The organism is Bradyrhizobium sp. 141 (assembly GCF_023074055.1).
Lineage (GTDB): Bacteria > Pseudomonadota > Alphaproteobacteria > Rhizobiales > Xanthobacteraceae > Bradyrhizobium.
Window position 1 is genome coordinate 264,644 of sequence record NZ_JADPKR010000094.1, and the last position, 19,530, is coordinate 284,173.

Here is a 19,530-nt window from a genome sequence, read left to right on the forward strand (position 1 = left end):
GGTTCGCATGCACGTTTCCATAAGATTGACGCCGGTCGTGGCGCTGGCCGCATTCTCGGTCATTTTGGCGCATGCCACCGAGCCCGAGAAAACAAAATTGAAGATCGCCGTGGGGTCACAAATTCTCAACTATATGCCTGTCGAACTTGGAGTGAAGCTTGGCTCCTTTAAGGAAGAAGGCCTTGACGTTACCGTCGAGAACTTCCAGGCCGGTGGCTCAAAGGCTCTGCAGGCCCTGATCGGCGGCTCCGTCGACGGGACTATCGGCTTTTACGATCACACCATTCAGATGCAGGCGCTGGGTAAGCAAATTTCCTGCGTGTTCCTGCTGAATGACATTCCCGGCGTCCTGCTCGGTGTCCGCAGCGACCTCGCCGACAAGGTCAGAACCGGCGCCGACCTGAAGGGTCTCAGGCTCGGGATCACGGCGCCGGGGTCATCGACGGAGACTATGGCGCGTTACTACATCAAGAAGTCAGGATTGGGTTCACGCGATGTCAACATCATTGCCGTCGGCAGCGGCGCACCGGGCATGGTGGCGCTTGAGGCCATGAACGTCGATGCCCTGGTCTATTTCGATCCCATCGCGACGCTTCTCGCGCGCAAGAAGAGCGCGACAGCGCTGTTCGATGCGCGCACGATCGAAGGCTCAAAGCAGGCCTTCGGCGGATCCTATCCGACCGCGTGTCTCTACCTTCAGCAGTCTTTCATCGACAAAAATCCCGAAACGGTCCAGCGCCTGGTCAACGCCTTGCTCAAAACTCACCGCTGGATCAACGCAACGCCGACGGAGCAGCTCGTCGATACGATTCCTCCTGGTTACAAGACTGACAATCGCGAGGTGAATATCGAAATCATGAACGCATCGAAAGCGCTCTTCTCGCCAACCGGACAGATGGACATTGAGGCGGCCAAGGTCCCGCTGGCTGTCCTGAGCGACTTTGATCCAAAAATTGCTGCCGCAAAGATCGACCTGAACAAAACCTTCACCAATCGTTTCGCGGAACGCGCCGCACAACAACTGAAATAGCTGCCCGCCGGCCAAGCCCTCACCATCGGATCACCTAAAGGAAGGCGTCTTCAGATGTCTCTGCCGCTCACCGGCATCCGCGTCCTGGACCTGTCGAACGTGTTGGCCGGTCCGTTCTGCGGTTATCATCTCGCGCGTCTTGGCGCGGAGGTCATCAAAGTCGAAAATCCGAACGGCGGCGACCTCGCGCGGCGCCTCGGCGCCGATCCGCAAAGGGCAGAGCGCCTGCAGGGCCTCTCTTTTGTCGCGGTGAACGCCGGCAAGCAATCCGTGGCGCTGGACTTGAAGTCGGAATCGGGCCGCGAGGTATTCTTGCGACTCGTCAAAGAAGCCGATGTGGTGCTCGAAAACTTCCGGCCGAAGGTGATGGAACGGCTTAGCCTGGGCTTTGATGTGCTCAGCAGGCAGAACCCGCGTCTGGTCTACTGCGCGATCTCCGGCTTTGGGCAGAGCGGGCCGTGGTCCGCCCGTCCAGCCTATGACCAGATCGTTCAGGGTCTGTCTGGTGCCATGAGCGTCACTGGCGATACGGCCTCGGCTCCCCTGCGCACGGGCTTTCCGATCTCGGACACGATTGCGGGACTGACTGCTGCCTTTGCCATCGCCGCGGCTCTGGTCGAACAGCGGCATAGCGGCCGCGGTCGGTTCATTGACGTGTCCCTGCTCGAAGCCACCGTTGCAGCGATGGGATGGGTCGTCTCCAACCACCTGAACGCTGGTGTCGAGCCGCAGCCCATCGGCAACGAGAACTTCACCGCGGCTCCCTCCGGCACGTTCCGCACCGCAACAGGCCCGCTGAACATTTCCGCCAACGAGCAGAAGCAGTACCAAGCCCTATGCGACCTGATTGGCCGACCGGACCTGAAGACGGATCCACGCTTTGCTGGGCGCGAGATGCGCAAGGTCAATCGCGCAGCGCTGAACACGGAGTTGAACAAGGCGTTGAGTTGCAAGCCCGCTGACGAATGGGAGGCCCAAATGAATCTGGCTGGAGTCCCCGCAGGCTGCGTGCTGACGGTCTCGCAAGTTTTGCAGCAGCCACAGCTCCTCGAGCGCGGATTCGTCGAGACTTTGGCCCCAGAACAAGACGGTGCGCAGCCGTTACGAATCACGCGGCCGGGCTTCCGGCTGGATGAGGAGTTTTCGGTGCCTTCACCACCTGCGACGCTCGGAGCAGACACCGAGCGATGGCTGCAGCGGCTCGGCTATTCGTATGCGGAGGTCGAGCAACTGGTCTCAAGCCGGGCCGTCGGGACGCCAAGCAAGGAGAGGCTGATTTCCTGCCCGTCCGCGTAGCCGCGGACGGACCAATATCATGATATTCGACGGCTTACGGCGGTTGCAATCGGCAGGTTGAAGGGGCGGAACCGGAAATGAGCGAAGAAGAACTGCGACAGCAAGCGGCCCGTTGGTGGCGAACCTCCATCTGCGACATCGCGCCCGGTCGCATCGCCTATCGGGGTTATCCAATCGAAGATTTGATCGGCCGGATTTCCTTTCCCGCCATGATCTGGCTGATGTTGCGCGGCGATCTGCCGACGCCAGCGCAGGAGCGGCTGCTGCAGGCTGCGCTGGTCGCGTCCGTTGACCACGGTCCGCACGCGCCCTCCATCGCAATTGCGCAGATGGCGGTGAGCTGCGGGCTGCCCCTGAACGGTGCGATGGCCTCCGCGATCAATACGCTCGATGACGTGCACGGCGGAGCAGGGGAGCAGGCGGTCGAACTCTACGAAGATGTGCTGCGGAGGCGCGATGGCCTAGAGATCGGCGAGGCCGCGGCCGCCGCAATCGACCATTTCACCGCAAGGCGCGGCAAATATCTGCCCGGCTTCGGCCACCGGTTTCATCCGGTCGACCCGCGCGCGGCACCGCTATTGGCGCTGGTGGATGGCGCAGGTGCTGAGGGCAGTGTCAGCGGCGACTATGCCAAGGCCGCCCGCGCGATCGAGCGCGTGATGCAGCAGCGCAAGGGCAAACTCATCCCAATGAACATTGATGGCGCGACCGCGGTCATTTATGGCGAGCTCGGCTTCGCGCCTCCGCTGGCGCGCGGCGTCTTCTGCCTGTCGCGCGCGGTCGGAATCCTGGCCCACGCCTGGGAACAGACCAGGCGCAAGGATCGTAACAAGGGACCGATGCCCAAGCAGTTTGGCTACAAATATGAGGGCCAGCCGCGCCGCACGCTGGGAGGCGCGTCATGATGTATCTCGACAAGCCGCCTCAGCTGGTTGAGACCCGCGTGTTCTCGTCGATGCCGGCGGAATTTCGTCGACCTGGTGTTTCCTCGAAATGGGCGGATGCCAACCGCGGGGGCCATCCGGTGGATTGTTTCATCGAGGGGCCGTCGTTTGACAAGTCCGGGAATCTCTACGTCGTCGATATCCCCTTCGGCCGCATTTTCCGGATTTCGCGCGACGGCATCTGGTCTCTGATAATCGAATATGACGGCTGGCCGAATGGTCTGAAGATCGCACCTGATGGCCGGGTGCTGGTGGCCGACTACATGAACGGCCTCATGGAGCTCGATCCGCAGCGGGATACTATCAGCCCGCTTCTGGGGCACCGCAATTCCGAGTCCTTCAGAGGCTGCAACGACCTGCATATCGCGACCAACGGCGACATCTATTTCACCGATCAGGGGCAAACTGGATTGCACGATCCGACCGGCCGGGTGTTCCGACTGCGTCCTGACGGCCGGCTCGATTGCCTGATTTCGAACGGGCCAAGCCCGAACGGGCTGGTGCTCAGTCCCGACGAGGCCGTGTTGTTCGTTGCAATGACGCGCGACAACAGCATCTGGCGCGTGCCGCTGATGCGTGACGGCGGGGTTGCGAAGGTGGGACGGTTCAGCTTGTTCTTCGGGACCAGCGGTCCTGACGGGTTGACGATGGATCAAAAAGGGCGGCTCTTTGTCGCGCACGCCTCCCTCGGCCACGTCTTCGTCATGGCGCCGAACGGCGAAACGATCGCCCGCATCAAGTCCTGCGCTGGTGCGACCTGCACGAACCTCGTATTGGAGGCGGCAAACGGCACATTGCTCATTACGGAATCCTCTACCGGATCAGTGTTGATGGCTGATCTCGCTCACCTTCCTTGAACGTTCGCCAGCAGGAGTGACAAGGTGGTACCGAATCCTTTCACGCGACGGTCCACCGAATCAAGATGCAGGAAGGAGCCCGGTAGATGATTGGCTTGCCAGTTGCCGAGGCATTGTACTTGGCGACGAATGGATCGCATTTGTGTGCGGTGATCCGAAACTGGCGTCAGTAAGTCGCACTGTGTGGGAAGCACGAAAGAACGACTCGGCTATCGTTTGTAAGGCTGGGTCGGGCCCCGCAACGGGCCGCCGCCGACTTGGCTCCGCGCCTTTTAGCCGGGCAGGTTTCGGCTCGCGGTCCACGAGCCTTGAGAAGACCCACGTATCGCTTCGCACCATGAAGAACGCGTTGATGGCTGATATCTTGAACGTTCCCGCCAAGAAGGTCGAAGAGGTAACCGCTCGCAGTGGGAGTAAGCACCGCATCAGCGTCGAGGTTCTCGATCATGCTCGGCCGCGACGCACGCGTTGGAGCGTTCGTTTTGAGAACCAACAAGCAGCAGGATTTGCTGCTTTGAAAGTCTTTACTGATAGGCCCAGGAGCGCTTTTAACTGTGTGGAGCAGAGGTCGCAGTACTGTCATAGCCTCTTGCGCGCGCGCAATCCTCCAACCCGATATCCCCTCTCCTCGTAGAAACGGCGTACCCGTTCTAAGGCCGGATAGCCATCCGGGGGCAACGCAACCTCAATCATCTGCCAGCCTCGGCGCTTCGCCTCCGAATGTACCGCCTCGAGCAGATGCCGACCGTGGTCAGAGCTTCGGAAGTCGCGAGAAATCCATAGCTCCTGAAGCACACCGTACGCTCCGGCCGCTCTCACGGCCTGTACGGCCGAGATGGCAGCGACCCCTACAATCTGCCCGGTGACTTGTTCCTCGATGACAAAAATGAAGCCCTCTTCGGGATCCTGAATCAGGCGTAAAGCAGCCTGCTTCGCGCCTTCAAGGCTGAACTCTGGTCCGGGGCCACCTAATTCAGAAAGTAGCTTTCCGACGGCTTCTGCGATCGCGTTCTCATCTCCTGGCACGCCTTTGCGCAAAGCCGTGCCCCCGTGGGCCAGGCCTTGCGCTTCAGCGCCAACACGAACACCCGTCACGTTAGTCCCTCCAGTCCCTCTTGAGGAAATCCATGTTCAGAAAGGATACAGAAAACGCAACTGAGAGCAACTATCAAGCTCGGTAGGGAATAGGACGTCCGCACTCGCTATAAGCAACAGAGGTGAGGTAAGTGCAAGCTGTTGCCGTTCTCAGAATCGACTGCGGCTTGACTTGCTGGGAACTCATGATGGACTTCCTTCGATTGGAAAGGAAATCCACGAGACGGCACATTCGCGCGTGGGCAGGCCGGCCATGCCGATCAAACATTTCGTAAGAGTGATTGCCGATCGTCACTCACGAGCGACTCGATTCAGTAGATCTTGCAGCATGATAATCGCCGTGCCATAGGGCGCATCAGCTCGGCGCGTCTGAAGGTGAGATTCCCAAACTCGCGTGCTTCACTCGTACAAAGCTGCGCGAAGCGGGACAGGTATCATACGCGTGCGCCCGACAAAATCGTCTGAACAACATCGCGAAAGATTTTGCACGCTAATGCACTATCTTAAGCTTACCTCGAAGAATCGAAAGATAATGGCAAGCACTGCTTGTTTGGACCTTCGCTCCTCGTTTAAGGGACCGTCACGGAACGGGAGTGGTTGCGATGGAGCATGGGCAGGCCGAACTGGTCGGAGGGAAACCTGTAATCTTCGGCCAGCGTAAGGTGCGGCCGCGAGCGTGCGTGGCCGTCGGCAAGCGGCATCTGCGCGCCTTTCTACGGGATGTGCTGGAGGATATGGGGTTTGTTATCAGCGAATGCGGGACTGCTGACGAGCTGCCGCACGTACTCTGCACGGACTTCCCTGATCTGATCCTGCTCGGCATTGGCTCGGATCGCATCGAGCCTGGACGATTGCTCGAGATACTCGTACGCGAAGAATTTGCAGGCAGAGTGCTGGCGTTCGGCGCCCGCGAGTCGATCGTCATGACGGCAGTGCAGCAGGTCGGGGGCGAATATGGACTTGATATGCTGCCGCCGCTGAGGACGCCGTTTGCAGCCGAGACGCTGCGCGATCGGGTCGCCATGCTCTTGCCCAGAGAGCCGGCGCCCCGTCCCGCAGTCCATGTCGGAGAAGCCTTACACGCTGGCTGGCTTGAGCTCTGGTATGAGCCGAACTTTGACGCGTGTACCCTCAGCCGCCGCGGCGCCGAGGCGCTTGTGCGAATGCGGCACCCGACCTGGGGCGTTGTTCCACCAGCCTATTTCATCCCGGAGGCTCACGATCCGCATTTTAGGGAGTTGTCGCAGTTCGTGATCGACCGCGCGATCAAGGATTGGCAGTATCTTCTGGAGCAGCAAACTTCGATCGATCTCTCCATCAATCTCCCGGCAGCATTCCTGATTGACCCGCAGGCGGTACGCGATCTCTGTCAGCGCATGCCGTCGCACCCCGCTTTCGGCGGCTTGACGATTGAAATCGAGAGCGAGGAAGCGATCCAGAACCTAGATCTCCTGATCGAGGTCGCGCGTGAGGTTCGCTTTCACAACATTGGCCTTGCAATCGACAATGTCGGCGCCAATTGGCCGCAGCTGATGGGGGTCGAAAGATTCCCGTTCATGAAATTAAAAGTGGACCGGCAGTACGTCGCCGGTTGCGGAAATGGGCCCCTGAAGCGAACGGTGTGCCGCCATATCGTCGATCTAGCCAAAGAGTACAGTGTGCGCACCGTCGCCGCAGGTGTGGAGAGCCACGCCGACCTGATCGCTGTGACCGAACTCGGCTTCGACCTTGCGCAGGGCCATCTGTTCGGAAAGGCCATGCCGCTGAAGCAATTTGCACAGTCATCTTTCAGCCCTGTTCCACTTCGTCCAAAATAGTTGCATGAGGAGTGGCTGAGCACAGCCAGGCAAAGCGTACCAGCGCTCGCCCGCGCCGCCATACCTACTCGGCACCAGGCATGCGGCTGACTGCAATTAAATCGGTCACTTTGCAAAGCCAGTATCGCTCCTCCCGGCGGATTCATTTCCCTCCGAAGCGACGCCGAAGGTTATTGTAGCACAAACCCGTTTTGGCAAGCCTCCAGCGAGTCAATCCGCGGAGTTAACGTTGCAGCCGTGAGTGAGGCTTGCACAAAACCTCCAGTCAGGGCGTGTGACCGGAGGTTTGCCGAGATCCGGCGTAGACGTGCGTCGGCTCGCGGCTTTTAGTCGCGCCGCCGGTTTCGGAATCGTCGAGCGTCGCTTGGCCCCGCGCTGCCATGCCAGACAAACCAACGGAAGCTCGCAGCGGTCGAGTCGCGACTGGCTCTCGGAGTAGGGCCCGAGGGCTCGCATAGCTTGAAATTGAAGTGGCCCGTTGCTGTCGCAGATGCAACATGGTCTCAGACCCGGGACAGCACAATTGGGCAAATTGCCCATCATTGAGCGCGTCTGTGTTTGGCACGGCATTTGAAAGGGATCGCCAATGGCATCGCTCGCCTAAGGAGTCGGAAGGCATGGCTTACAAGATCGTCGCTTCGCAATGCACCGTTTGTGGGGCATGTGAGTTCGAGTGTCCCAACGCGGCGATCAGCCTCAAGCGTGACATTTACGTTATCGATGCCAAAAAGTGTACGGAGTGCGAGGGCCATTCCGACACGCCGCAATGCGCGGTCGTCTGTCCGGTGCCTGACACCTGTGTCCCGTCTAAGACAGCATAAGCAGCCCGCGTCCAGACGGCTTCACCGCTCGATTTCGCGAACGAAGTAGTAGATGTCGAGCTTGAGGAGGCCGCCGACCGCATGGGGCGCATCGAGGTCGATCAACATCGTTATGACCTTAAGGCGCTGATCGACTCCGAGAAGCCCTCGAAGGGCTCTGTCAGAGGACACCGTCAAATTTGTCTCGAATAAGGACAAGGCCGCCTCGATGCTCCAGTCGCCGCGTCGAGGCTTATCGTCGCTGGCTGACGAGCCAAGGCGAAGTGGACGGGCGTCGAATATCACAAGATCGACTTGCAGGATATCTAAAAGCTACGTCACGGCCGAAGCCGAAGAGACGGTCTCCTCGCGCGACGAGATCGGTCCGGAGATCCTGAAGACGTACGAGAAGCTCGGCATCCGCTTGCCCGTGGTCACCGTGCACGAGTGCATGGAGCGTAGAGTCATAGCACGATCCCGCCGTGCGCGCTCTCGCCGCTTACTCCAGTTTCGCAAGTCAGCGTGCATCCTGAGGTCCGGAACTGTTCCTGCGATGTCGCGCAGGCCAACGTCCAGGCTGCACTATTCGCCAAGCGGCGACGGAGACAACGAGGCGCGCGCCAAAGTCGCTCAGCACGTGAGTGCCTGGCGCACCGAGGAGATCATCTTGACCAACGCCACGGAGGCGATCGAGCTCGCGGCTCGTCGTGGGGCAGGCCGAACACAGGCAGTCCGACCTGATCATCCGTTCGATCCTGGAGCAATCCGGCCTTGGCAATTCCTAAGCAGCCTCATCGCGCTGTGATCAAACGGATGCCGGCGAGGATGATCGCAACTTCCTCACAGGCGAGTTCGAGAAGCTGCTGACGGAAAAGATCAGGCTTTGTCGCGATCATGCAGATGTCGAAAGCGCCCAGCGCGTTCGTTCTGCTCGCGTTAGCCCATCCGATTACGAGAACAGGGTGTTGAGCGGACGCATTCACAAGCGGAGCCTCCACAGATCCACGCGTTTTCACGAGGCCGGGAGTAAGACCGTTGTAGCCTACCTAGTACAGTTCGCAATCGCTTGGGCAATATCGCAGCGACACTCAGTAGGTTGACGGATCGATCCTCGTGCGCATAATGCCAGCCGTCGTGGTCTCCGGATTTCGTTTGATCCGGAGCTAAGAGGGAAGCCGGTGCAATGCCGGCGCTGCCCCCGCAACTGTAAGCGGCGAGCCGCTGTCCAACGAAGTCACTGAAGCCATGCGGCTTCGGGAAGGCCGGACAGCAGCGACGACCCGCGAGCCAGGAGACCTGCCTCGACAATATATCGTCCACGGGCGGGGTGTCCCGGTGTGCGCCAAGCAGCTGTCGCTCACGCGATATTCGCTGCATGCGTCCGCCATGGCCTTTGCCCCAATTATGGGGTCTGAGCTATGTCTATTCTTTCGCTTCCCGTTGCCACACTGGGGACGTCACGCATCGGCCCACGACGCGAACTCAAATTCGCGCTCGAGAGCTACTGGGCGGGAAACTCCAGCGAAGCCGAGCTCCTCGAGGCGGGGAGTGGACTTCGTGCCGCTAATTGGGCACGGCAGAAATCCTGCGGTGCGACCGTCATTCCTTCGAATGACTTCTCGCTCTACGACCATGTGCTCGATACCAGCGTAATGGTGGGAGCCATTCCCGACGTCTACAGCTGGACCGAAGGTCCTGTGTCGCTCAAGACCTACTTCACCATGGCGCGTGGCGCTCAGGACGGTGATCACGCTCAGCATGGGCCTGGCGTAGCCGCACAGGAAATGACGAAGTGGTTCGATACCAACTACCACTACATGGTGCCGGAATTTCACCAGGATCAGATCTTTAAGTATTCCTCTCGAAAGCCGATCGAGGAATATGAGGAGGCAAAAAGCCTCGGCTACCAAACGCGCCCCGTCCTAGTTGGCCCAGTCACTTTCCTGAAGCTCGGCAAAAGCGCAAATCCCGCATTCAATCCGCTGTCGCTGCTTGATAGGCTCCTCCCAGTCTATGTCGATGTTCTCCGCGAACTAGCCTCGCGCGGTGCTGAATGGGTTCAGCTCGACGAGCCATGCCTAGTGATGGACGTCGACGAAGCATCGCGGGCGGCTGTCCGCCGGGCCTATGCTCATTTCGCAAAGGTTGTGCCGGCCCTTAAAATCATGCTGGCCACTTATTTCGGCGCTATCGGCGACAATCTTGAAACAGCCTTGGCCTTGCCCGTTGCCGGGCTTCATGTCGATCTGGTTCGGGCACCCGACCAGTTGGACGCAATTGTCGCCACAGCCCGCAGAGATCTCGTGGTCTCGCTAGGCGTCGTTGATGGTCGCAACGTGTGGCGCTCCAATCTTGCGGCGCTGCTCGACCAACTTGCCCCTATGGTCAAAAAGCTGGGCAGGGACCGTGTTCAGATTGCTCCTTCCTGCTCGCTGCTTCATGTTCCGATCGACATTGAGCTAGAGACCGATCTCGATCCCAATCTGAAGACGTGGCTGGCGTTCTCAGTTCAGAAGATCAAGGAACTTTCGATATTGGGCAAAGCGCTGGCCGGCCATGCTGCCGAGGTGGCCGATGAACTTGCGGTTTCGGAGGACGCAGCCGTGATCCGCGAAACATCGCCCGAGATCCACAATGCGAATGTCGCCGGACGAATGGCCGCGATTGACGATAGCATGCGTCGCCGTCGCAGCGCGTTCACCCAGCGTGCCGACGTCCAGCGCATCGCGTTCGCATTGCCGATGTTTCCAACGACAACCATCGGATCCTTCCCGCAAACGGCCGACGTCCGGAATGCGCGTGCGGCTCATGCGCGGGGAGCGCTGAATGACACGCAGTACGAGCAGCTTCTGAAAGCGGAGACAGCCCGTACCGTGCAGTGGCAGGAAGATATCGGCCTGGACGTGCTCGTACACGGTGAGTTCGAGCGCAACGACATGGTTCAATACTTTGCCGAGCAGCTGTTGGGCTTCGCTTTCACCAAGCACGGCTGGGTTCAGTCTTATGGCTCGCGGTACGTTCGTCCGCCTATCCTGTTCGGAGATGTCTCCCGGCCGAAGCCCATGACCGTTGAATGGTGGCGCTATGCGCAGTCTCTGACCAAAAAACCCGTCAAGGCTATGCTGACCGGACCGGTGACGATCCTGAACTGGTCGTTTGTCCGTGACGACATCTCGCGGAGCGAGACATGCCGACAGATCGCTCTCGCGATCCGAGATGAGGTCATCGACCTTGAGGCGGCTGGAGCGACCATGATCCAAATCGACGAGGCTGCGTTGCGGGAGGGATTGCCGCTACGCAAATCGCAGTGGAAGAACTATCTCGATTGGGCAGTGGACAGCTTCCGCGTTTGCTCCTCCGCTGTCGCCGACGGAACTCAGATCCATACTCACATGTGTTATTCCGAGTTCAACGAAATCATCGATGCGATCGCAGCAATGGATGCCGACGTCATATCAATTGAGACGTCGCGTTCTAAGATGGAATTGCTCGAGGCCTTCAAGAGCTACAAATATCCTAATGAGATCGGGCCTGGCGTCTATGACATTCATTCACCGCGCATTCCCGCAGCGGCGGAAATCAAGCAGCTGATTGTGCTGGCGCGGCAGCGAGTTTCCGATCGGCAGCTCTGGATCAATCCCGACTGCGGACTAAAAACTCGAAGGTGGGAGGAGGTGCGTCCCGCGCTCGTCAATATGGTGGCCGCCGCACGCGAGTTGCGGGCTGAGCCATGATGGTGCGGAGCGTTTCGCCAATGCGTTTGTGAATAAGATGCACGCGCTTTGGGGGCTTACGATGTCCTTGCGAGCTCCCAAAGTTCCCAGCGCCTGGGAATGCCGGCCGGCGTCGGCGGAGGCGGTCGCATGCAGCCGGCGACAAGCTCGATTCTCGACCCGACGGCCGACAGCATGCCGGCGACGCCCGATCAGGTCACATATTGCGAAGTCATTAACGCTCGACGCGAAGCACAGCCCTACTTTTTCATTTATCCACCGCGTGGATGCGTCCCATCACAACAATCTATTTTACCGCCCTTACGGAACGTCATACGAAATTGGCGCCTTGGCACGATCTTCGGGAAGATAATCGAGCGTTGTTGTTTGGGGGTGCCAAATGCTGCTACGCGACGGCAAACTGCCGCTTGTGTTTCAGGGCACGGCAGCCAAACCGCTTGCGCGGGATCCCAGCTCGATCAAGGCACTGCCTTGCCAGTCGGACAGCGGGCGAGTGGTGGGCAAATCGTGAAGTTTCCGACAGGAGCGGAAGGTAAGCGGCTCCAGATTTCGCGCGGAGTGATATCCGCTTCTCGTTGTTTGACGGCGAATGCCCTCGCCGAAAATCGATCGCCGGTAAGTCCTCCCTACCGACGAAAGCTGGTGCGATGCGTAAAGCAGCGTCGTTCCTGCGTGACTTTCGCCCGGCCTCCGGAAGAGGCCGGGCTTTTTTTTGGTGCGCCAGGCATGGCGCGGAGCGCGGTGACTGGCGCGATTTGACCGGAGTGGTGTCCGGTCGATGACTTGGAGGTGAGAGTCCTCTACGGACCCTGGTGATGGGAACCGTTAGCTGAACAGCAAGGGCGTCGTCGCGAGGCGGGGTCTGAAGGAAGCTGTAAGCAAAGTGCCGGCCTGACGAACAGCCAGCGCATAGGAGGCGTCCGCATCCGGGCGAGGGAGCCAAAATTCCCGAAGCCCGATATCACCCGGAGGGTGCGGCCGTAGATGCGACAGGTAGATGGCACGAAGGTCACGCGACTAACCCTGGGAGGTCTGCCGCCCTGCCCCCGGCAACGGGTGTGCTACCGGCGTTGCAAGGCGTCGGGAAGGGGCGGCAGAAGTCAGCAGAGGCCGTAGTAGCCGGCAGCACCAAGCTGGCGAAGGGCCGAACGTCGAGTACCGGAGGAGGCCGGTCTGTCGATGGTGATAGCAGATGCAGACGATGACGCTGAGATGCGTCGTGCTCATCCCGAGGGTAGCGGCCGGAAGCCGCCAGAGCAGGGAATGGGTTGCATCAATCGCCACAGCAAGACCGCAACCTTCCCCTCCGGAGGTGGAGACGCGGCTGACGGAGGAGATCGTCAGCCGAGCGAACATGATAGCGGCCTACCATCGGGTGTTGGCGAACAAGGGCGCCGCGGGCATTGATCGGATGACCGTGGAGCAGTTGCAACCGCATCTGAAGGAGCACTGGTCGCGCATCAGAGAAGAACTGCTGGAAGGCCGTTATCGGCCGCAGCCGGTGCGCGGGGTGGAAATCCCGAAGCCCGGTGGAGGGATGCGCCAACTGGGCATCCCGACGGTGGTGGATCGGCTGATCCAGCAGGCGATGCATCAGGTGTTAATGCCGCTGTTCGATCCAGGCTTCTCCAAGGCCTCGTACGGCTTCCGTCCAGGGCGCAGCGCGCACGATGCGGTGCTTGCCGCGCGGGCGCATGTGGCTGAGCGCCGACGCTTTGTCGTCGACCTCGATCTGGAGAAGGTTCTTCGATCGGGTGAACCAAGACGTGCTGATGGCACGGGCGGCGCGCCGGGCTGCGGACAAACGGGTGTTGCGATTTGATCCGCCGCTACCTGCAAGCTGGATTGATGACGGGCGGGATTACGACGGCGCGGAGCGAAGGCACGCCGCAACGCGGTCCTCTCACCTCTATCGAACATCCTGCTCGACGATCTGGACGAGGAACTCGAGCGACGGGGCCATGCCTTCTGCCGCTACGCCGACGACTGCAACATCTATGTTCGGACGCGGCGGGCTGGCGAGCGGGTGATGGCGTCGGTCACGCAATTCCTGACGGAGCGGCTACGGCTCAAGGTCAACGCCGCGAAGAGCGCTGTTGACCGTTCCTGGGTGCGGACCTTCCTCGGCTACACCATGACCGCGCACAAACAACCGCGCCTGCGGGTGGCGGTCAATAGCGTGAAGCGGTTGCGGAGCAAGCTGAGGACGAGGCTGCGCCAAGACCAACCCTGGCGGTGACCCCCAAACCCCCATCCTGCGCGGCTGGCTGCAATACTTCCGGCTGGCGGAGGCCAAAGGGGTGTTCGAGGAGCTTGACGGCTGGATGCGGCGCAAACTGCGCAATATCCTCTGGCGCCAGTGGAAGCGACCGCGGACACGCCGCAAACGCTAGATGCAACGCGGGCTCGATCCGGAGCGGGCATGGCGGTCGGCCTACAACGGCGGCGGTCCCTGGTGGAATGCCGGGGCCAGCCACATGAACGATGCCTATCGCGCCGCCTTCTTCGTGCAACTCGGGCTACTGTCCCTCATCGAATTGCACCGCCACCTCAACGTGCCTGCCGAACCGCCGTATACGGACCCGTACGTACGGTGGTGTGGGAGGGGGAAGCCGTGAGGCTTCCTCCTACCCGATTGCCTAGTAATGAGTGACAGCACGGGATCATTCATTTTCACGTCATTGCGGGATGCCGGGTTCTTGCGTCGCATCTGTTACTATTCGGCAAGGCATGACGCTGGTGCTGTTAATCCTATCGGTCTATTGAAGGCTTTGGCGTCGTGTTCGTACGGGTGGGTAGTATCGGATACTCGATCTTAGGTAGCCGCCCGGTTAGCGAATTCAGAAACGCGACAATGTCGTTTTCTTCCCCATCGCTAAGCTTGGCGCCGAGCTGGATTTCGCTCATCAGGGCAACAGCTTGCTTCAGGCTCCAAACCTGCCCCGAATGGAAGTAAGGGGCTCGCAACGCGACGTTCCGCAACGGCGCCGCGCGGAAGACATATTCGTCGCCGACCGCCTTGGTGACCGCGAATCGGCCCTTATCGGCTTCCGGAAGCAGGGTTGCGTCCGGCTTCTTCATCACGCCGAACTGGAAGTAGGCCTGTCCACCGACATTGATTCCATTGTGGCAAGAGGAGCATCCCTTCTCCATAAACAGCGCCAACCCTGACTTCTGCTGATCATCGAGAGCATGTGTATTGCCCTCCAAATACTGATCGAAGGGGGCCGCAGGTGTAATGAGAGTCGCTTCAAAAGCCTCGATTGCCTTCGCAAAGTTTTCGAAGCTGACCGGTCTCGCTTCGTTCGGGAAAGCGTTTTTGAACAAGGCGACATAGCTGGCCATTGAGTTCAAGGTGTCGAGCACATGATCCGGAGTCGCATTCATTTCGGCACTCGCCTGCACAGGGCCAGTTGCTTGCGCCTTGAGGTCCGCGGCGCGTCCGTCCCAGAATTGCGCCGCATTGAACACCGCGTTGTAGACGGTTGGGGCCCGACGTAGGCCGACCTTCCAGCCGTGACCGACTGAGGTCGGACCGGCATCGACTCCGCCGCTGCCGAGATTGTGGCACGTATTGCAGCTAATGATCTCGCTTGCCGATAGCCGCGGATCGAAGAACAGAATCTTGCCAAGCTCGACCTTTTCGTGCGTGACTGGATTGTCCTTTACCGCAGGAATGACTGAGGGGATCGGACGGAAGATCTGCCTGGCGGTTCTCATCAGATCATCGTCCGCGCTAGCTCCTGACGACATCAGCAGCCCAATCGCCAAAACAGATGCTTCAGCCACAAGCCGAAGCTCCCGGATCGATTTGTTCATACACCCGCCTCATCAGTTCTGATTGTTAATCAAGGAAACAGTCGAAAGCGATGCCACACCCCGTTCCCTCAACGGGCCCGGCGCAGCACGCACCGGATCCTCTGAAGCGAGGCTGCATCAAATGTTCGATTTCGAGGTGCTCGCTGCCGGCGTTCGCCCACGATGCTTTAAGCCGTTATTTGATTCGCGAGTTCGCTTTGAGCTTAGATCACGACCTTCCTGTTGGTAGATCAGACTAGCGCCTCAACCTTCGGCATGTTGGCCGATCTGACAACAACAAGCGTGCCGAAAAAGGATAATCTGTCCGGTGGCCGCATCGGTTCTCCATTAAGCGATTGGGTGGCCAATACGGCTCCAGCGAAGTTGATCGTATCCGTCTTACACCGCTGGTCGCGCTCAGCGCTCACGGTGCGGCTGGACAATAGCAACCCCCATGCCAGTTGCATCTGACATGCAAGCTGCTGATTTAGTTACGGAACGAGTCCCGGCTACCGAACAACGTCGGATGTCTTGGTTTGATGAATACATGCAGTGTCACAGATGCGACAAGCGCCAGTCCCGGCTAGACATCATCGCACAGAAACTTTTGTGATGAGATCCAGTTGACAGCTTGCCGACCGCGCGTGGGACGGCGGTAATAAGATCTACGCAGGCATATGGCGAGACACTGAGCCGAGGCGTCGGCGGTGCGCATCGCTCACGATTTCGCCTCGCCCTGCCGACTGAAGGCTCTCCGACCTCATATCCGGGCCGGCTCTTCGCGCGCCGCCGCCGAAATCCCGCTCGATTGTAACAGACGAGCCCCCAAGCCTGAACAATGGTTTGTCTTGAATCCCACCTGGGTTCGCTGGCACGGCAATTGCCGATCTCAAATCTGTTACCCAGAGTTTGACGGTACGACCGTCCGATTACTCAGATACTCCCATTCGACACCAGCTTAAGTGGGCGGTCTGACACCTGATCGGGCCGCGTGTTGGTTGGAGTAAGATAATCATTTCGACCCACTCACGGGCTAGTGGCAGCTTTTGAAATCCTGCGCGCTGAAGGCAAAAATCGCTGAACTTCTGCAGAAGTAACTGTCACTTCATGCTCTTGCGTTGAAAGACTCCGATACAAGACGACATGCTGGGAGGAGATCGTTACATCATGTCCGCAGATGGCCAGGTCGTGAGATCTCACCGGCGGACCAGTTGTCCATGGGTGGTTCAAGTTAGATATGGTGTCTGTGATGGCTTCGATTGACGATCGCTTGAATGAGATCAGATACGTGCGGAATGACATTTGGCGCTGTCGCAGAAGGCTTCAAAGCGAGCTAAGTGATCTCGAGCGTAAGATTCTCGAAGAGCGCCTGCTTGAGCGGAAATCTGCCTTTGAACGGCTCCTAGCGACCACGTTTCCTTTTACATTGACACTGTGAAGCAAAATTCGGGACCTTTGCCGCGGGTCATTGGCGCGGAAAATGGCGTCCGCTCATAGAACGCATGCGCCTGCGTCAGGAACGTAGCGCTCCGTCGCCGCGGGCCGTCGCGCCCATGATGGCCGCCGCCGAGCTGAAATGCGTCGGTCCTCTGCCTTGCTTCACCGATGTACTGGCCCGCTGCGCACCGTGAGCGCCGATAATGAAACCGTTCGGGCCGCCCATCCAGGGCCACCGCTGGGGGATACCGATTGCCTCGTTTCTGCGACACCGCGGTCACCATGAGTAGCTTTCATCCGACAGAGCGATCGAAGAAGCTTGAATCGGCCGTAGCGTCAGATTGTACAGAGCAGCCGAACGATACTCCAGACTAGGTGTAGCCGAATGAGAAGACCCGTTCTCGCTTTTGTGTTATGTTCCGCTCTCGAGTTGCTCGGGCTAAGCACGGGCGCGGCTGCGGACACAATGCGGTACGCGTGCACAATCACTGCCGCCGATAGAGAGCCGGTCGGAGTTCGGAATGAGCGGATCATTCTCACGGTTCAATATGGCTGCCGGATCGCCGATGGTCTCTTGAGTGACGCGGGGATTACAGCAGTGTCGGTGAGCGAATGGGCTGCTGATAAAGGAACATACTTAGCGTCCCTGGAATTTCGCCGCGCGCTGGAGGGACTTGCCATTGGGCAACTCTCCGAGGCGACCGGCTTCTCTAGCATGGAAGGCGAGCAAGGCATTGCGGTCGCAACTTCCGGCACGACAGTATTCAAGTTCGCATCTGGCTCATTGGCAGCCCTTTCAGGGAAGACCCTTAAATTCACCACCAAACTCACTGGCCTACGTAGCTTCGAATTGGAGTTCACAGATTGGCCAGAATCTCTTTTTTGGAAGTGACTCGTGTCTCACGCTGATTTCCGCAAGCGCTCGGGCGGACGAGCCACTGTCGACTCTTACCTCCACGCGATGAATACCGCTCCGGCTTGTGTGCCGTCCTCAAAGACGAGCACACCGCAACAAAGGTTGAGCCCAAACTCCGAAGGCACTTGAAGGCGCTAGACTACTTCCCGGCGCAAATTAGGTGGACGCAGTCTGAGTTCAGAGTCGGCCGATCGGCGGAAAACTGCAAGGTCGAACGGATCGGCGCTTGACTTGTTAGGCTGCCATTGATTCATTCTTATGAATCATTCGTGAGCGAACCGTTAGAGCGCGCGACAAACTCGTCGGCAAGCTGCCGGCCACCGGCGAGTTGCTGCGCGGTTCGTTGCTGGAGCGCGCCGTCCGACATAGCAAGGGCTGTCCTAAATGCGCGCGCGGCGAAGGGCATCAGGTGTTCGTGCTCGCCGTGACATACGCCGGCGGCCGCACGCAGCAGTTCAGCGTACGTCGCGGACGGGGCGCCGAGGTTCGTCGCTGGCTCGACAATTATCAGAAGCTGAAGCAGGCGGTCGAGGGCATCTGCGAACTCAATCATGAGCTGCTACGTCCAGAGCCGCATCGAAGGCGCGCGGGGCGGCGAGATGATTGAGATGCGGCGAGCGCAACTCAGCTTTGGCAATGGGCTGATCGCCGAGGAAGTGAGTGATCTTCGCGAAGAGTGGATGCAGCACGCCGATCAGGTGCTGGCGGACGAGCAGATCGTGGCGGCCGGTGCACGAAGCACTGGCGAAGCGGTGCCCGAAGAGCCACAGTCGTGGTCGGCTCGGCACGATCGCAACCCACCAGGTCAAGCTGAGGCGCGTGCCGCGGCTGGTGGCGACTGACGCCGGGTTCCACTCTGCCAGGGACGAGGCCGCTGCGAGAGCAATGGGGGTCAAACGGGTATGCATTCCCAATCGATCGAGCAAAAGCCCTGAGCGCAAGCGCGAACAGAAGAAGCGCTGGTTCCGCGATGGCCAGAAATGGCGTGCGATGTGACGGACGCATCAGCGTGGTTAAGCGGCGAAACGGTCTCAATCGATGCCGATAGAAGGATGACGCCGGAATGCAGCGCTGGGTCGCGCTCGGCGTGATCTCTGACAACCTCGTCAATATCGGCCGGACGATGAGCAGCCGAGCCGCTCCGTAGACCTCGCACACATCATTGCTCGCTTCAGACCCCCGCCGTCCACCATGGCGGGGTTTGCTTGGGCCCATGCCGTTGGCCAAAAGGTTGGAAAGCATCAATTTTGCGCCGGGAAGTAGACTAGAGTGAGCTATCCAACGAGCATTATTTGCCGAACGGAGAAATATGCGAAGCTTCATCGACGGACGATGAACGCTCAACGCGAAATTGAGGGCAGTCCGCGCTGGTCGAGCCGCTCTAGCGGTGTCCATCTTTAATGGGAGGAGGGCCTCGCGCTCATGAGCGGACCGGCCTCGCTGTCGCTGCGCAACCTTCCCCTCCGGAGGTGGAAGCGCGGCTGATGGAGCACTCGGTGCCGCGTGCCGGCTTCGGCTCACCGTGTCACGCTCCCGCAAGCGGCGATAGAAAAAAGTCGACGCGCGCCCAATCGAAGCGCGGTATTGAGTCGTGGCGCGTCTAACCGAGATGCTGAAGCGAGCTGCAGCTGGACTGCCAAATGAGAAGGACGGGGCCATTGCAGAACGCCAACCCCTTTACCTCGAACGACGAAGGGCCACGAGCTTGCGCCTTTTAGGCTATTGCGGGTTGGGAATCGATCAGCCCCACATGCTCTCCAGGGGGGCGGGTGTCGCCACGTTAGAGCGCGTCTCCACGAGATCAAG

17 protein-coding genes, 1 pseudogene and 1 riboswitch are annotated in these 19,530 nt (G+C 59.5%); of the genes and pseudogenes, 13 read left to right on the forward strand and 5 right to left on the reverse strand.

What is annotated here, in order from left to right:
- The first annotated feature begins 7 nt into the window (after window positions 1-7).
- From IVA81_RS28700 to IVA81_RS28715, 4 genes are all read left to right on the forward strand, one after another.
- The gene (locus IVA81_RS28700; RefSeq protein WP_247324208.1) at window positions 8-1,030 is read left to right on the forward strand and encodes an ABC transporter substrate-binding protein; all 1,023 of its coding nucleotides are present in this window, start codon (window positions 8-10) and stop codon (window positions 1,028-1,030) included.
- Between the two features lie 54 nt (window positions 1,031-1,084).
- Window positions 1,085-2,326 carry a CoA transferase gene (locus tag IVA81_RS28705; protein ID WP_247324209.1) on the forward strand — a complete coding sequence of 414 codons (1,242 nt, stop codon included), beginning with the start codon at window positions 1,085-1,087 and terminating at the stop codon, window positions 2,324-2,326.
- 77 nt (window positions 2,327-2,403) lie between these two features.
- The gene (locus tag IVA81_RS28710) at window positions 2,404-3,231 is read left to right on the forward strand and encodes a citryl-CoA lyase (RefSeq protein ID WP_247324210.1); all 828 of its coding nucleotides are present in this window, start codon (window positions 2,404-2,406) and stop codon (window positions 3,229-3,231) included.
- Window positions 3,228-4,127, forward strand: coding sequence for an SMP-30/gluconolactonase/LRE family protein (locus tag IVA81_RS28715; RefSeq protein ID WP_247324211.1), 900 nt, complete (start codon window positions 3,228-3,230; stop codon window positions 4,125-4,127). Before IVA81_RS28710 ends, IVA81_RS28715 begins: the two co-directional genes overlap by 4 nt.
- A gap of 579 nt (window positions 4,128-4,706) precedes the next feature.
- On the opposite strand, the gene IVA81_RS28720 is transcribed toward IVA81_RS28715, so the two are convergent.
- Entirely contained in the window at window positions 4,707-5,222 is a 516-nt protein-coding gene (locus IVA81_RS28720; protein ID WP_247324212.1) for a GNAT family N-acetyltransferase, read from the reverse strand.
- Window positions 5,223-5,824: 602 nt separating this feature from the next.
- On the opposite strand from IVA81_RS28720, the gene IVA81_RS28725 reads away from it, so the two are divergent.
- Window positions 5,825-7,039 (forward strand): EAL domain-containing response regulator, encoded by a 1,215-nt coding sequence (locus IVA81_RS28725; RefSeq protein ID WP_247324213.1) that lies wholly within the window; start codon window positions 5,825-5,827, stop codon window positions 7,037-7,039.
- Between the two features lie 617 nt (window positions 7,040-7,656).
- Window positions 7,657-7,860, forward strand: a complete 204-nt coding sequence (locus tag IVA81_RS28730) for a 4Fe-4S binding protein (RefSeq protein ID WP_148740553.1) — start codon at window positions 7,657-7,659, stop codon at window positions 7,858-7,860.
- Window positions 7,861-7,881: 21 nt separating this feature from the next.
- Here the strand turns inward: IVA81_RS28730 and IVA81_RS28735 are convergent, their stop codons facing one another.
- Both IVA81_RS28735 and IVA81_RS40510 read right to left on the reverse strand, forming a co-directional pair.
- On the reverse strand, window positions 7,882-8,145 hold the full coding sequence (locus IVA81_RS28735) for a hypothetical protein (RefSeq protein WP_247324214.1): 264 nt from the start codon (window positions 8,143-8,145) through the stop codon (window positions 7,882-7,884).
- A gap of 27 nt (window positions 8,146-8,172) precedes the next feature.
- Window positions 8,173-8,307: a hypothetical protein gene (locus IVA81_RS40510; protein WP_256468918.1), complete on the reverse strand. Its 135-nt coding sequence runs from the start codon at window positions 8,305-8,307 to the stop codon at window positions 8,173-8,175.
- Window positions 8,308-8,957: 650 nt separating this feature from the next.
- Window positions 8,958-9,158: riboswitch (cobalamin riboswitch) on the forward strand.
- 99 nt (window positions 9,159-9,257) lie between these two features.
- Here IVA81_RS40510 and metE point away from each other — a divergent pair.
- The 4 genes from metE (at window position 9,258) to IVA81_RS28755 (ending at window position 13,966) form a co-directional block, all read left to right on the forward strand.
- Entirely contained in the window at window positions 9,258-11,573 is a 2,316-nt protein-coding gene (gene metE / locus IVA81_RS28740) for a 5-methyltetrahydropteroyltriglutamate--homocysteine S-methyltransferase (RefSeq protein ID WP_247324216.1), read from the forward strand.
- 1,354 nt (window positions 11,574-12,927) lie between these two features.
- Window positions 12,928-13,395 (forward strand): reverse transcriptase domain-containing protein, encoded by a 468-nt coding sequence (locus tag IVA81_RS28745; protein WP_247324217.1) that lies wholly within the window; start codon window positions 12,928-12,930, stop codon window positions 13,393-13,395.
- Between the two features lie 111 nt (window positions 13,396-13,506).
- On the forward strand, window positions 13,507-13,812 hold the full coding sequence (locus IVA81_RS28750) for a reverse transcriptase domain-containing protein (RefSeq protein ID WP_247324348.1): 306 nt from the start codon (window positions 13,507-13,509) through the stop codon (window positions 13,810-13,812).
- 61 nt (window positions 13,813-13,873) lie between these two features.
- The gene (locus tag IVA81_RS28755; RefSeq protein WP_247324218.1) at window positions 13,874-13,966 is read left to right on the forward strand and encodes a group II intron maturase-specific domain-containing protein; all 93 of its coding nucleotides are present in this window, start codon (window positions 13,874-13,876) and stop codon (window positions 13,964-13,966) included.
- 358 nt (window positions 13,967-14,324) lie between these two features.
- Here the strand turns inward: IVA81_RS28755 and IVA81_RS28760 are convergent, their stop codons facing one another.
- Window positions 14,325-15,392: a cytochrome-c peroxidase gene (locus IVA81_RS28760; protein WP_249812871.1), complete on the reverse strand. Its 1,068-nt coding sequence runs from the start codon at window positions 15,390-15,392 to the stop codon at window positions 14,325-14,327.
- Between the two features lie 1,801 nt (window positions 15,393-17,193).
- Here IVA81_RS28760 and IVA81_RS28765 point away from each other — a divergent pair.
- The gene (locus tag IVA81_RS28765) at window positions 17,194-17,700 is read left to right on the forward strand and encodes a hypothetical protein (RefSeq protein WP_247324219.1); all 507 of its coding nucleotides are present in this window, start codon (window positions 17,194-17,196) and stop codon (window positions 17,698-17,700) included.
- A gap of 280 nt (window positions 17,701-17,980) precedes the next feature.
- Here the strand turns inward: IVA81_RS28765 and IVA81_RS28770 are convergent, their stop codons facing one another.
- Window positions 17,981-18,277, reverse strand: a complete 297-nt coding sequence (locus IVA81_RS28770) for a hypothetical protein (RefSeq protein WP_247324220.1) — start codon at window positions 18,275-18,277, stop codon at window positions 17,981-17,983.
- On the opposite strand from IVA81_RS28770, the gene IVA81_RS28775 reads away from it, so the two are divergent.
- Both IVA81_RS28775 and IVA81_RS28780 read left to right on the forward strand, forming a co-directional pair.
- Complete coding sequence (locus IVA81_RS28775) at window positions 18,276-18,566, forward strand: hypothetical protein (protein ID WP_247324221.1); 291 nt, start codon at window positions 18,276-18,278, stop codon at window positions 18,564-18,566. The two genes, IVA81_RS28770 and IVA81_RS28775, sit on opposite strands and share 2 nt — an antisense overlap.
- Window positions 18,523-18,871: pseudogene (locus IVA81_RS28780) on the forward strand (ISNCY family transposase); the annotation flags it as partial. The gene IVA81_RS28775 and the pseudogene IVA81_RS28780, both read left to right, overlap by 44 nt.
- Window positions 18,872-19,530: the final 659 nt, after the last annotated feature.

Coding starts and splice junctions, on each gene's coding strand:
- IVA81_RS28700 (WP_247324208.1), top strand. CDS start 8: ATGCACGTTTCCATAAGATTGACGCCGGTCGTGGCGCTGGCCGCATTC.
- IVA81_RS28705 (WP_247324209.1), top strand. CDS start 1,085: ATGTCTCTGCCGCTCACCGGCATCCGCGTCCTGGACCTGTCGAACGTG.
- IVA81_RS28710 (WP_247324210.1), top strand. CDS start 2,404: ATGAGCGAAGAAGAACTGCGACAGCAAGCGGCCCGTTGGTGGCGAACC.
- IVA81_RS28715 (WP_247324211.1), top strand. CDS start 3,228: ATGATGTATCTCGACAAGCCGCCTCAGCTGGTTGAGACCCGCGTGTTC.
- IVA81_RS28725 (WP_247324213.1), top strand. CDS start 5,825: ATGGAGCATGGGCAGGCCGAACTGGTCGGAGGGAAACCTGTAATCTTC.
- IVA81_RS28730 (WP_148740553.1), top strand. CDS start 7,657: ATGGCTTACAAGATCGTCGCTTCGCAATGCACCGTTTGTGGGGCATGT.
- IVA81_RS40510 (WP_256468918.1), bottom strand. CDS start 8,307: ATGACTCTACGCTCCATGCACTCGTGCACGGTGACCACGGGCAAGCGG.
- metE (WP_247324216.1), top strand. CDS start 9,258: ATGTCTATTCTTTCGCTTCCCGTTGCCACACTGGGGACGTCACGCATC.
- IVA81_RS28745 (WP_247324217.1), top strand. CDS start 12,928: ATGATAGCGGCCTACCATCGGGTGTTGGCGAACAAGGGCGCCGCGGGC.
- IVA81_RS28760 (WP_249812871.1), bottom strand. CDS start 15,392: ATGAACAAATCGATCCGGGAGCTTCGGCTTGTGGCTGAAGCATCTGTT.
- IVA81_RS28765 (WP_247324219.1), top strand. CDS start 17,194: ATGAGAAGACCCGTTCTCGCTTTTGTGTTATGTTCCGCTCTCGAGTTG.
- IVA81_RS28775 (WP_247324221.1), top strand. CDS start 18,276: ATGAGCTGCTACGTCCAGAGCCGCATCGAAGGCGCGCGGGGCGGCGAG.
- IVA81_RS28770 (WP_247324220.1), bottom strand. CDS start 18,277: ATGATTGAGTTCGCAGATGCCCTCGACCGCCTGCTTCAGCTTCTGATA.